This is a genomic window from Gordonia otitidis NBRC 100426 (assembly GCF_000248075.1).
Classification (GTDB): Bacteria; Actinomycetota; Actinomycetes; order Mycobacteriales; family Mycobacteriaceae; genus Gordonia; species Gordonia otitidis.
Genome location: NZ_BAFB01000094.1, coordinates 1 through 12,697 on the forward strand (window position 1 = coordinate 1; position 12,697 = coordinate 12,697).

The 12,697-nt window shown below is 66.2% G+C and carries 9 protein-coding genes and 1 pseudogene; 5 read left to right on the top strand and 5 right to left on the bottom strand.

The window, feature by feature from the left end; translation table 11 throughout:
• A partial coding sequence (locus tag GOOTI_RS09425; RefSeq protein ID WP_007238354.1) for a UvrD-helicase domain-containing protein occupies window positions 1-2,744 on the top strand: 2,744 nt, incomplete at its 5' end.
• Window positions 2,741-4,600 (top strand): exodeoxyribonuclease V subunit alpha, encoded by a 1,860-nt coding sequence (gene recD, locus GOOTI_RS09430; RefSeq protein WP_007238355.1) that lies wholly within the window; start codon window positions 2,741-2,743, stop codon window positions 4,598-4,600. The genes GOOTI_RS09425 and recD, both read left to right, overlap by 4 nt.
• Window positions 4,601-4,664: 64 nt before the next feature.
• Here recD and GOOTI_RS09435 read toward each other — a convergent pair whose 3' ends face one another.
• Entirely contained in the window at window positions 4,665-5,417 is a 753-nt protein-coding gene (locus tag GOOTI_RS09435; RefSeq protein WP_007238356.1) for a PIG-L family deacetylase, read from the bottom strand.
• Between the two features lie 198 nt (window positions 5,418-5,615).
• On the opposite strand from GOOTI_RS09435, the gene htpG reads away from it, so the two are divergent.
• Together htpG and GOOTI_RS09445 are read left to right on the top strand one after the other, a co-directional pair.
• Entirely contained in the window at window positions 5,616-7,598 is a 1,983-nt protein-coding gene (gene htpG / locus GOOTI_RS09440; protein ID WP_138985241.1) for a molecular chaperone HtpG, read from the top strand.
• 136 nt (window positions 7,599-7,734) lie between these two features.
• The gene (locus GOOTI_RS09445) at window positions 7,735-9,102 is read left to right on the top strand and encodes a hypothetical protein (RefSeq protein WP_039993846.1); all 1,368 of its coding nucleotides are present in this window, start codon (window positions 7,735-7,737) and stop codon (window positions 9,100-9,102) included.
• A gap of 68 nt (window positions 9,103-9,170) precedes the next feature.
• On the opposite strand, the gene GOOTI_RS09450 is transcribed toward GOOTI_RS09445, so the two are convergent.
• Window positions 9,171-10,106 (bottom strand): BadF/BadG/BcrA/BcrD ATPase family protein, encoded by a 936-nt coding sequence (locus tag GOOTI_RS09450; protein WP_007238359.1) that lies wholly within the window; start codon window positions 10,104-10,106, stop codon window positions 9,171-9,173.
• 29 nt (window positions 10,107-10,135) lie between these two features.
• Window positions 10,136-10,681, bottom strand: coding sequence for a hypothetical protein (locus GOOTI_RS09455; RefSeq protein WP_233425467.1), 546 nt, complete (start codon window positions 10,679-10,681; stop codon window positions 10,136-10,138).
• A gap of 109 nt (window positions 10,682-10,790) precedes the next feature.
• On the opposite strand from GOOTI_RS09455, the gene GOOTI_RS09460 reads away from it, so the two are divergent.
• Window positions 10,791-11,288: a nitroreductase family deazaflavin-dependent oxidoreductase gene (locus GOOTI_RS09460; RefSeq protein WP_007238361.1), complete on the top strand. Its 498-nt coding sequence runs from the start codon at window positions 10,791-10,793 to the stop codon at window positions 11,286-11,288.
• A gap of 34 nt (window positions 11,289-11,322) precedes the next feature.
• Here GOOTI_RS09460 and GOOTI_RS09465 read toward each other — a convergent pair whose 3' ends face one another.
• Complete coding sequence (locus GOOTI_RS09465; RefSeq protein ID WP_007238362.1) at window positions 11,323-12,165, bottom strand: crotonase/enoyl-CoA hydratase family protein; 843 nt, start codon at window positions 12,163-12,165, stop codon at window positions 11,323-11,325.
• A gap of 10 nt (window positions 12,166-12,175) precedes the next feature.
• Window positions 12,176-12,697, bottom strand: a pseudogene (locus GOOTI_RS09470) (diacylglycerol kinase); the annotation flags it as partial.

Sequence of the window (12,697 nt, forward strand, 5' to 3'; positions counted from 1 at the left end):
TGTACCGAGTGGTCACCGACGACAAGATCGGCGAAGCCGCGTGCAGTCGTATCCGTGCGTCGTTCGACCTGATCCTCGTCGACGAGTTCCAGGACACCGACCCGTTCCAGTGGGAGATCCTGCGTCGCTGTTTCCACGGGCACAAGCAACTCGTCCTCGTCGGCGACCCGAAACAGTCGATCTATGCGTTCCGAGGTGCAGAGGTCCGTAGCTATCTCAGGGCCGTCGACGTGGCGGATTCACTGCGTGCGCTCGACACCAACCACCGTTCCGACGCCGACCTGGTGAACGCGCTGGATCGCATCTACGGGGGTGCGAGCCTCGGCGACCCCGCGATCACGGTGCACCCGGTCAAGGCTGCGCGCGCTGGAAGCCGGATCACGGGAGCGCCCGCGCTGAGGGTGCGGGCCTTCTCACGAACCGACTTCACTGTGCGCGGGAGGTCTGGCTTCCCATCCGTGGGCGACGTCCGCGCGGCGATCACCACCGATGTCGCACACGACATCGCACATCTCCTCTCATCGGAGACCCGGCTCGACACGGGAGACGGTCCACGCCCGGTCACCCCCGGCGACATCGCCGTCCTGGTCCGAACCAACGGCACGATCGAACCACTTCAGCGTGCGCTGGCAGAGCTCGGGATCGCCTCGGTCGTGGGCACCGGCACCAGCGTGTTCCGCACGATCAGCGCGCTGCATTGGTTGTGGGTGATCCGCGCCATCGAGCAGCCGGCACGCGCCGACCGCGTTCGGCTCGCCGCATTGACGCCGTTGATCGGATGGTCGGCAGCCGAACTCGCGGACGCTTCGGACACTCGTCTCGCCGAACTGTCGTCGATGTTCGCCGAACTCGGACGTGTCTTCGCCGAAGGCGGGTTCGCCGCGCTCTCCGGTCGCCTTCTCGCACAGCAGGGCGTCGCCGAGCGGGTTCTTGCGCTCGACGACGGTGAACGCGCCCTGACCGATCTCCTCCAGGTCTCGTCACTGGTGAACACGCACGTCGTCGACACCGAAAGCGGGCTCGCCGGTGTCGTGGAGTGGTTGGCCGATCGCATCGCGGACGAATCACACTGGCGCCGTCACGAAGACCAGACCCGACGACTCGACCGCGACACGCACGTCGTGCAGATCATGACAGTGCACGCCAGCAAGGGATTGCAGTTCCCCATCGTCTACGTACCGTTCGGGTGGGACGCCGCTCGCGTCGCCAAACCGAAAACCTTTCGCTACCACGACGATGCGGGCGACCGTCACCTCGATGTCGGTGGCGAGGGTACTCCCGGATGGGGCGAGCGCATCGCCCGTCGCAACGACGAGGAGGCGGGGGAGGATCTGCGTCTTCTCTACGTGGCGTTGACCCGCGCGGCCTCCCAGGTCGTCGTGCACTGGGCGCCGTCGTACAACACGTCCAAGGGGCCGCTGCACCGCTTGCTGTTCGGACGCCGACGGCACAGTGGTTCGAACTCGTTCGACGGCGCCGACTCATCGGCGGTACCCACCGCGGTGAACGTTCCCGACGACCACACATGTGTCGCAACCCTGCGTGCGTTGACGGCCGGACCCCCGGCCTCCGTCAGCGTCGAACACGTGACGGTGTCGCCCGCGCCCGTATGGTCGCCGCCGAGCCATTCCGAGCCGGGCGCGGCACTCGACGTCGCACGCTTCACGCGCACGATCGACCAGCAGTGGCGACGCACCTCCTACTCGGCACTCACCGCCGGCGCCGCGCACGGACACCCGACACTGACCACCGGCAGCGAGCCCGATGTGGCGTCCGGCGCCGAGCGCGGACTCATCACGGACGAACCCCTGCTCGGCAGCCCCGACACCGACGACCCCTATGCGGCAACCGATTCGGCGGTCGACGCCGAACAGGACACGATCAGTGGAACTCCGTCGCTGATGAACGGAATGCCGTTCGGTGCAGCGTTCGGCACCCTCGTGCACGAGGTCCTCGAGTACGTCGACACCGCCGCCCCCGACATCGACGCACACATCAGAGAACTCTGCGCGACCTCGGCCAACCGACACGCTCTCGAAGTCGACGTCGACGAACTAGCCACAGCGGTCCGCGCGGTCCTCACCACACCGATGGCATCACTCGAGAGCGACCTGTGGTCGTTCGGCCCGCGAGATCGATTGGCCGAACTCGACTTCGAGTTCCCACTCGCAGGCCAGACCCCTGCCCGAGGTGAGGAGCGGACGGCAGGTGAGCACCTGGCATCACCGGGCGTCACCAACGGCGCGGCGCCCGCACTCGCCGACATCGCGACGCTCATGGAGCGCCACCTACCCGCCGACGATCGGTTACGCGGGTACGCCGAAGCGCTCGCCGAGATACCTCCGCGTGCCCTGCGCGGCTACCTCACCGGAAGCATCGATTCCGTCCTGCGCACACCGGACGACCGCTACGTGATCGTGGACTACAAGACCAACCGATTGCGTCCGGGCGCACTGACTGCCGAGGATTTCACCGCCGATGCCATGGCCACCGAGATGATCAGCGCACACTATCCGCTCCAGGCGTTGCTCTATTCCGTTGCGCTGCACCGGTATCTGCGGTGGCGACTGCCCGGTTATCGACCAGAGGTACATCTGGGCCCGGTGCAGTACCACTTCGTTCGCGGAATGGTCGGGGCCGACACCCCGGCGGGGTGTGGGGTCTACGAGTGGTACATCCCGCCGGAGCTGGTCACCGAGTTGTCCGATCTCCTCGCAGGTGTCGAAGGAGGGGACCACCGATGAGTGACGAGATCTCGGTCGTGTGGCCCGTCGACGATGCCCGGCGGGTGCGCGACGCCGACGGCGTGCTCGCAGACGCGAACGCCGCAGGTCTGCTCGCCGCCTCCGACCTGCATGTCACCTCGCGGATGATCCGCATGTGCGGCGAACCGGTCGGAGCCGCAGCGCAGGTCGCAACCGCCCTCGCCGTCCGGTCGGTCCGACTCGGATCGACGTGTTTCGCGTTGTCGACGGTCGCCGACCTGCCCGGTGCGACATCGCTACGCCTTCCCTCGGCGGCCGAGATGCTCCTCGACCTACGTACCTCACCACTGGTGGCCGGAGCACGCGGATCCACGTTGCGTCCCGTGGTGTTGCGGGAGTCCGACGACGGTGTGCTCGTCTACCTCCAGAAGTACTTCCGTCAGGAACAAGCGATCCGCGAGATACTCGCCGACCGCACAGCCACCGCACCCGACGTCGACGAGGACGCCGTCCGCGCCGAGGTCGCACGAGCGTTCGCCGCCAACGGAAGCGATGGAGCAGAACCGCGGCAATGCCTCGCCGCCGAGGTCGCCGCGTCGCGGTGGACGACGATCCTCGCGGGCGGGCCGGGCACCGGCAAGACCTATACCGTCGCTCGAATCCTCGCGGTTCTCGACGCTCTCTCGGGAGGCGACCTCCGGATTGGTATGTGCGCTCCCACCGGCCGCGCGGCAGCCCAGCTCCAGGCGTCGGTCGATGTCGACGGGGCACTGCCCACCTCGGTCCGTGCGGTGACAGTGCACAGCCTTCTCGGATGGCGACCCGGTTCGACGCCCAGGTACGGGAAGGGCAACAAGTTGCCCCATGACGTGATCGTCGTCGACGAGACGTCGATGCTGTCGATGACGGCCATGAGCCGTCTGCTCGACGCAGTGCGCTCCGATGCACGCCTCATCCTCGTCGGCGACCCGAACCAGCTGGCGTCGGTGGAGGCCGGAGCGGTTCTCGCCGATCTCGTCGATCGTGCACCGACCCCCACATCCGCATCACCAGCGCCCATCCCTCGGATCGATCCGTCGATCGACATGGGTGAGCGTGAATCGTCACGTCTGCGAGAGGGAGTCGTCACGCTACGGCGGGGGTTCCGATTCGGCGGGCAGATCTCGCGCGTCGCCGACGCGGTCAACCGCGGAGACGCCGACGCGGTACTCGACCTCGTCACGTCGCCCGAGATCGGCGACGTCGCGCTCGTCGCTCCGGATGACCTCCGCGACGTCCGCGACGACATCGTCGCATGGGGTCGCGCGCTGCACGCGGCCGCAGAGGCGGGCGATGTCGACGCGGCGTTGTCGGCGCTCGACTCGCACCGGGTGTTGTGCGCACATCGCGAGGGCAGCTGGGGCGTCCGCGGCTGGCAGACCCGGGTCGCCGACTGGCTCTCGGAGCAGCCCGATCATCCGCGTGTCGACCTCGACACCGTGTCCTGGTCGGTCGGCCAGCCCCTTCTCGTGACCGCGAACGACCGGCAGACCGGGACGTTCAACGGCGATTGCGGTGTGGTCGTGCATACCGGCGGGCCCCACGACCTGCGCTCGGCTGTCGCCTTCCGACGGGGATCCGAGGAACGATTGGTTGCACCGGTGCAACTGCCCGACGTGGCGCCCGCGTACGCGATGACCATTCACCGCAGTCAGGGAAGCCAGTTCGGGGGCGTCACCATCGTGCTACCGCCGGCGGGCTCGGAGTTGCTGACCCGCGAACTCCTCTACACCGCGATCACCCGGGCACGTACGCGCGTGCGGATCGTCGGAACGCGCGACGTGCTGGCCGAGGCCGTGGACCGACGAGTCCATCGCGCCAGCGGATTGCGCTCGGAGGTCAGGGAACTGGTGTGAGCGCGATCGAGGCCAGGCGACTTCGGGCGCCCGTGCAGCCGGGCTCAGATGTCCGCCGCCCGGCTCAGATGTCGCAGCCGCCGGGGACGAGGTCGCGGCGCAGGAAGCATTCGGTGCCCAGGGCCAGGTCGCGTTGCGTACGTGGCAGATTCATCAGCGACGCCACCGTCGACGGTCGGGCCAGTTCGGTCTTGTGCGATTCGATGGCGTGCACCTTGCGTGTGATCCATTGCGACACGTCGAGTTGGAGCCCGAGTGTATGCGCCGGAGTGCCGGGGAAGTCGCCCGGCTGCAGCCGTGGGAAGAGTTCGTCGGCCAGTTCTGCGACCATCCAGTCGGAGATGGTCGCGAAGTACAGCGAGCGCACCTGCCATGCGGGTGCCGACTCGCGATACAAGGTAGGTGTCGCAGCGGCGTCGGCTGCCGCACACGCGAGTCGGTGGGCTCTGATGTGATCGGGATGACCGTAGATGCCGTACGCGTCGTAGGTGACGAGCACGTCGGGTCGGAGCCGACGGATGTGACCGGACAACTCGGCGACCTCCTGGTCGAACGACGCGGCGGTGAGCCGTTGCCTTCCGGGCGCCGATTCGGGAACCTTCAGATCCGCGTAGCCGAGCAGGATCGGCTCGTCGTGGACACCGAGTTCTGCGAGGGCGTCGAGCAGTTCACGGTGTCGAGGTGTGCCAGACGCCCACGTGCACATCACCACCGAGATGTCGCCACCCAGCGCGATCTGACGCGCGATCAAACCACCGGTCCACAGCGATTCGTCATCGGGGTGGGCGTGAACGAGCATGATCCGCGGCGTCGACATCCTTCGCTTCCCGTAGGTCGGTACTGCAGTCGTTGGTCACGGCCTCGGCACATGACCGGGCTGGTATGACCCTCCTCAGGGTACTGCGCGCGTCGTCGGTAAAATTCTCACGTCGTCGCAGCGCACCTCGTGCGGGGTCGTGATGGCATCGAATCGGCAGACAACGCGCTCACAGTCGCACTGATCCGGAGGCTAACGATGAGCACCCAGTCGGAAACCCGCGAATTCCAGGCAGAGACCCGGCAGTTGTTGGATCTGATGGTCCATTCGGTGTACTCGGACAAGGACAGCTTCCTGCGGGAACTGATCTCCAACGCGTCCGATGCCCTCGACAAGATCAGACTCGAGTCGTTGGTCGACAAGGATCTCGACGTCGACACCACAGATCTCCACATCACTCTCGATCCGGACGCCGGCGAGGGCGACGAGCCGGTCCGGACGCTCACCGTGCGTGACAACGGCATCGGTATGTCGCGGGACGACGTCGTCGATCTCATCGGCACACTCGCCCGCTCCGGTACCGCCGAACTGCGCGCGAAGCTCGCGCAGGCGTCCGACTCAGCGTCGACAGAAGAGCTGATAGGTCAGTTCGGTATCGGGTTCTATTCGACTTTCATGGTCGCCGACAAGGTCACGCTCGTCACCCGCAAGGCAGGCGAACAGACCGGAACCCGTTGGGAGTCAACGGGTGACGGGACCTACACGGTTTCCGATGTGGACGACGCCCCGCAGGGGACGTCGGTGACGCTCACCCTGAAGCCCGCCGACGCCGAGAACCATCTCTACGACTACACCGACCCGACCAAGCTGCGAGCTCTCGTGAAGCGTTACTCCGACTTCATCGCTTGGCCCATCCGGATGGACGTGGAGAAGACGACGACGACCCCCGCCGAGAACGAGGGCGACGAGCCGGTCACCACGACGACCACCGAGACCGAGACCGTCAACTCGATGAAGGCACTGTGGGCGCGGTCGCGCGACGAGGTGTCCGACGACGAGTACAAGGAGTTCTACCGTCACGTCGCCCACGCATGGGATGACCCGCTCGAGATCATCACTCTCAAGGCCGAGGGCACGTTCGAATACCAGGCGCTGCTCTTCATCCCGTCCCAGGCGCCGTTCGATCTCTTCATGCGCGAACGCTCCGGCGGCGTCGCACTTTACGTCAAGCGTGTGTTCATCATGGACGACTGTGACGAGCTCATGCCCGAGTACCTCCGCTTCGTCAAGGGTGTGGTCGACGCAGCGGATCTGTCGCTCAACGTGTCACGCGAAATCCTGCAGCAGGATCGGCAGATCCGGGCGATCCGACGTCGCCTCACCAAGAAGGTGATCTCGACGATCGACGAGATGCGTGCCGCCCGACCCGACGACTACCGCGCGTTCTGGGACAACTTCGGACGGGTTTTCAAGGAAGGTCTCGTCAACGACATCGACAACCGCGATGCGTTGCTGAAGGCGTCGGCGTTCGAGAGCAGTCGAGCCGCGGACGAGCTGACGTCACTCGCCGACTACGTCGGGCGGATGCCCGAGGCCCAGAAGTCGATCTTCTACCTCACCGGGGAATCACGTCAGCAGATTGAGAACTCGCCGCACATGGAGGCGTTCCGCGCCAAGGGTGTCGAGGTTCTGTTCCTGCACGACCCGGTCGACGAGATGTGGGTGAGCAGCGGCGTCGAATACGACGGAAAGCCATTCCGCTCGATCGCCAAGGGTGAGGTCGATCTCGACGAGCTCGACGACGACGAAAGCACATCCGACAAGACCACCGATGCGCGAGACGCCGAGTTCGAAGGGCTGCTGGGATGGCTCGGGGAAACACTCGACGCCGATGTCAGTGAGGCGCGTCTCTCGCATCGCCTTACCGAGTCGGCCGCCTGCCTCGTCGGTGACACGTACTCGATGTCGCCGCAACTCGAACGCCTCTACCGCGCATCGGGTCAGGAACTGCCGAAGACCAAGCGAGCACTGGAAGTCAACGCCGACCACCCGCTCATCACCGGTCTGAACGCGGCATTCGCGGCTGGCGACGATCACTCGAGGCTGGTCCCGACCGCCAAACTGATCTACGGCATGGCGCTGATCGCCGAGGGCGGCGAACTCGACGACCCGGCAGACTTCGCGCGGCTCCTCGCCGGAACACTCACCGAATCCGTGGCGGCGAACGGCAGCACCGACTGACCATCGTTCGGAGAGCCGACTCGATCACGCTGTGATTCTCACGGTCGTTTAAGGTTGGTCCGATTCCCGCGGCCTGACCGTGGATTCGGAGACCACCGACATTCCGCCTTCGGGCGAGACAAGGGAGACGACCGCCGTGAGTTACCCGCACGATCCGTTTCAGCCCGGGGAGCCGGCGCCGCAAGGCATGTCGAGCGCGTCGGGTCAACCGAGCTCTCAGCCGGCCTACGGTCAGCCGCAGGACGGATTCGCCGCCTACGGGCAGCAGGGTTACGGACAAGCCGCACCTTCACAGCAGTACGGCAGCGGGCAGCAGTATGACAACGCCCAGCAGTACGGCAACGCGCAGTGGGAGTCGGCTGCGGCCGGCCCCGCCGCTCCGACGGTGAACTTCGGCCAGCAACCGCAGTCGTTCGGGACCCAGCAGGGCTACGACCACGGTCAGCAGCAGCCATTCGGGACGCAGCAGGTCGCTGGTGCGCCGTACGGACAGCAGCCGCCGGGGCCGTGGGGCGGACAACCCGCGACGGGCGGGCCGCAGCAAGGGCAGCGGAAGAACAAGCGACTGCTGCTGTTCGGGATCGCTGGTGGTGCCCTCCTCGTGATCATCGCCCTTGTCGTCACGCTGATCGTGGTTTTCACCGGTGACTCCGGTCCCGGAGGTTCGCCGAAAGCAGCAGTCCAGACCTACCTGGACGGGCTCGCGGCAGGCGACGCCAAGAAGGCGCTCAGCGTCGTCAGGACACCGCCCTCGGAGAAACTGCTCACCGATGCCGTCCTGAAGAAGCAGCAGGCGTCGGCAAAGATCTCGGACATCAACGTGCGTGAACCGTCGTCGTCCTTCGGGAGCATGGCGACCGTCAAGGCCACGTACAAGTTCGGCGATCGCAACGCTGACGTCGACTTCACACTCAAGAAGTCCGACGACACCTGGACGATCGACAACGGCACCATCCCCATCGACGTCGAGAACGCGCGCGTTCCGCAGCTGACCGCGTTCGGCGTCGACGTCAGCAACGAGTCGAAGGTCTACGTCTTCCCAGGCCCTGTCGAATGGGGTTCGGCGAATGCCAACTTCACTGTCAAAGCTGACAATTCGCGAGACTTTCCCCTCGGACCGACGTATTCGTCGTACGTCAACCTCGACACCGAATTGAGCGATCAGGGCAACAAGACGGTGGCCACCGCCGTCGACGGCTATCTCACGAACTGTGCCGCGTCGACGCAAGCCGACGCGTCGCAGGACAAGCCGGGTTGTTCACAGTCCCTCTACCAGTCGGTGGTCCCTGGCAGCGTCCGGTGGACCAAACCGACCGACATCAGCCAGTTGCGGATCAGTCAGGACTACGACAAGCCGACCAGTGTGAAGCTCTACGGAAGCGTGGAGTGGACGGCGACCTTCACGTCGACGTCCTCGGGGCCGGGCAAGGACACGGATACCGACTTCCTGAGTGGAACGGTCGACCTCTCGAGCGCCGAACCGACGTTCACGCCGTCGCGGTGAGCGGATGACGACTCACGCGTGACGACCACGGATGGCCGACCGGACCCGGCGCCGTTGTGACCGGTCGGTCATCCTGCTCGGTGGATCCCCGTCTGGAGGGGGTGGCTCTTCGGGACATCGGCCACGCGTCCGACACCGTCGAGCGAGGAACCCAGCGGCGGCTCGGCGCGCGCGCCTGGTGCTCGGGCCGCGATCTCCTTGGTGAAGTGCACGCGCAGTAACTCGTTGCGGGTCAGCACAGCACCCATCCAGCTCACGCGCGCAGCTTCGCCGGGCCTCCAGCCCGTCCGACGCAGTGCGGCCAGGACCGAGGTGGCCAGTTCGTCGCCCGCGTGTCGCAGAATCGCGACCGCGACGTCGTCGCCCGAGTCGGCCCTGCCGCCGACAATCCGTGCGAACGCAGCGATCGACGCCACATGGTCTGGCGCACCCTGCAACCGCATGTACATCTCGGGGAGGGATCCGTAGTGGTCGACTGCAGCCGATTGCAGTGACGTGTCGGGTCCGCGGCCGTCGAACGCACGCAGCGCGGCATCGAGTCCGGCGCGACCTATCCAATAGGCGCTGCCGGCGTCACCGACGAGATGGCCCCAGCCGTCGACTCTCGCAGTGCCCGACTCACCCACCCCCAGGGCCACCACGCCCGTGCCGACGGCAGTGGTGACGCCGTAACCGAATCCGTTGGCGCCCAGATACGCCGACACCGAATCATGCACCAGGAACACCGTGCCGACACCGAGGTCGGCTGTCAGCTCGAGCAGGTCGGCCGGTCGAGTCTGCTCGGGTGTCAATCCGGACACCCCGGCGGCCACCGTCGTCGGGCGGACCGGAGCGTCGGCGAGCGCTCGACGCACGATCTCCGCGACCTGTTCGACGACGGGCCGAGAAGTGTCGATCGGACCGGCCTCGAGATCGGTCGTCGTGCCGTCGGCGTCGATGCGGATGCGTGCACCGCTCTGTCCTCCGTCGACGCTGACGCGCCGAGTGTGTGGTCCGGTTGTCATCACACCTCCCGACTCCCGAAGCTACCTGTTCATGCGGCGCTCTCGGTGGGAGTCGGCATCGTCTCGAGGGCGACGTCGTTTGCTCGATGAATCGGATGGAGGGGAACGGCAAGTCGTCCTGCCGTGTCGACGAGCAGGCCGGCCCACCCGAGATCGCGAGGGGTGATGCCGTCCGAGCCGGGACGGGTCAGCAGCAAAGCGATCGAGACGCGGGCCACTGTGTCGGTCACCTCGACGAGCTGGGACATGAACATCTCGATGAGACGGGCGTTCGGAACGGTCGGGAGAACCAAATAGGGCAGCATCCCGGGGACCATGCGGTCACCGTCGACGATGCCCACCCAGAGCCGGGACTCGCTGAATCCGAGCGGGCCCATGAGCGCACGCCAGCGTTGACGCAACTCTTCGGTGCTGCCGAACGGCAGCTCGAAGGTCTCGATGGCGGGAATCGGTTCGGCGGGAGACGAGTTGGTGGGTGACGGATCGGTCGGATCGTCTGCGGGGCGGGGAGTGAACATGTCGTGGGTCATGCCGATCATCGTCGACCAGTTCCCGCTCACCGGTGCTGACGGCATGCACAGGTGTGTACCACCACGTTGACGCAGCCGGTATCGACGACTATCACAGCCGATTGCACATCGGTGGCGCGGTGATCTGCGTGGTCCGACGTGAAACACTGGCTGCATGGGCATATTGACTCCGCTGGCGATCAAGATCGGTTCCATCCCGTGGATGCCGAAGTACTTTCCTCAGATTGTCAAGTGCGACAAGGCGATTGCAGCGATTACCGGTCAGCGATACGGCCTGCTCGACATCGCGGGCCTGCCGAACATCACCCTGATCGTGCGCGGCAGGCGCAGCGGGGTCGAGCGCAGCACGGAGTTGCTCGCCGCGCCGACCCCGACGGGCTGGCTGATCGCGGGCTCCTACTTCGGTGGGCCGGACACCCCGCAGTGGGTTCACAACCTGCGCGCCACCGATACTGCCGCGGTGCGTCACGAGGGTGTCACACGCACGGCGTCGGTACGAGAACTCGACGGCGAGGAGCGCGCCACCGCCTGGCAGGTGCTGCGATCGACGTGGCCGAACTTCGATCTCGACGAGAAACGAACCGACCGGCGGATTCCGGTGTTTTCCCTTGTGACTGAGTCGTCTGCGCTTGAGGCAGGGCGCAGCGACTAGTAATTGTGGCGTCCCGCTGCGAGCGGGAGCGACGTCAGGAGCCGGTGAACTTCGGGTCGCGTTTCTCGAAGACCGCACTGATCGCCTCGGTCAGATCGTCACTGGGCAGGAATGCGGCATTCCACACCGCGACGTATCTGAGGTTGTCGGCCACCGCGGCGGAACGGGTGTGATCGAGGACGGCCTTGACACCCTGGACGACGAGCGGTGGATTGGCGGCGATCTGAGCGGCCGTCTCCCGTGCCAGCGCGAGCGACGCCTCCGGGGTCGGAGCGACCTCGTTGACGAGGCCGATCGCCGCGGCGCGCCCGGCGTCGATGTCCTTGCCGGTCAGTGCCAACTCGCGCATGTGGCCGTCGCCGATGATCGCGGGGAGACGAGCGAGGCTGCCCATGTCGGCCACCATGCCCACCCTCACCTCGCGGACGCTGAATTTGGCATCGTCGCTCGCATACCGGATGTCGGCGGCGGTGATCAGGTCAACGCCACCACCGATGCACCACCCGCTGATCGAGGCGACAACCGGTGTCCGGGAATCGGCGACCGCGTTGATGGCCCGTTGCATGTCGAGGATGATGTCGTGAAACTGGGTGCGGGGCTTGGCTTTTGCGTTGTCAGCCAGCGCAGGCGCGAGCAGGCCGGACATGGCGGGAAGGTCGAGTCCGTAGGAGAAGTTCTTGCCCGAACCGGTGATGATGATCGCGCGGATCTCCTCGTCGGCGTCGAGACCTTCGATGACCTCGGGAAGCTCTCGCCAGAAGTCGGGGCCCATCGCATTGCCCTTGCCCGGGCCGATGAGGCGCACCTCGGCGACCTTGTCGGCCACCTCGACCTCGAAAGCCTTCCACTCACGGTCACTGGCGCTCTGCTCGCTCATGGGCCTCAACTTACCGGAGGGCGACCCCGCCACTCGTGGCACCCGCGCCCACGAACACGCCATTGCCCGTCACCAGCGGCAGATCGAGGGTCGTACGGATGCCGGCGGGGGAGTCGTGGACTGCGGGTATCGCGTTCACGATGCGTCCCATGGCGGCCACGATCGCCGCGTGGTTGTGGTCGCCCTTGGCGCTCGTCGGCATGATGTCGACGCGATACGAGGGTTCGCCGACGATCTCGACGCGATAGCACCCGCCCGGTTGCGACGGCTGTGCCCAGTCGGGTCGGAGGTCGTCGCGCAGCCGGGTGACGTGTTCGATCACCACGGCCTGCCGCCCCGCGGACATGCCGATGATCTCGAAGCGCACTGCCGCTCTGGTCCCCTTCTCGACGACCCCGGCCGCGATCTCGAATTCTTCTGGTGCAGGCTCACTTTCGTGCTTCTCGAGGATCTCGTCGATGGTGATCCCGAGGCCCGCGGCCAGGATCTGCATCGTCGTTCCCCATGCGAGTCCGAGGACCCCGGGTAGGAA

Coding starts and splice junctions, on each gene's coding strand:
- GOOTI_RS09435 (WP_007238356.1), bottom strand. CDS start 5,417: ATGTCGACGCCGCGGATCATGCTCGTTCACGCCCACCCCGATGACGAA.
- htpG (WP_138985241.1), top strand. CDS start 5,616: ATGAGCACCCAGTCGGAAACCCGCGAATTCCAGGCAGAGACCCGGCAG.
- GOOTI_RS09450 (WP_007238359.1), bottom strand. CDS start 10,106: ATGACAACCGGACCACACACTCGGCGCGTCAGCGTCGACGGAGGACAG.
- recD (WP_007238355.1), top strand. CDS start 2,741: ATGAGTGACGAGATCTCGGTCGTGTGGCCCGTCGACGATGCCCGGCGG.
- GOOTI_RS09460 (WP_007238361.1), top strand. CDS start 10,791: ATGGGCATATTGACTCCGCTGGCGATCAAGATCGGTTCCATCCCGTGG.
- GOOTI_RS09455 (WP_233425467.1), bottom strand. CDS start 10,681: ATGCCGTCAGCACCGGTGAGCGGGAACTGGTCGACGATGATCGGCATG.
- GOOTI_RS09465 (WP_007238362.1), bottom strand. CDS start 12,165: ATGAGCGAGCAGAGCGCCAGTGACCGTGAGTGGAAGGCTTTCGAGGTC.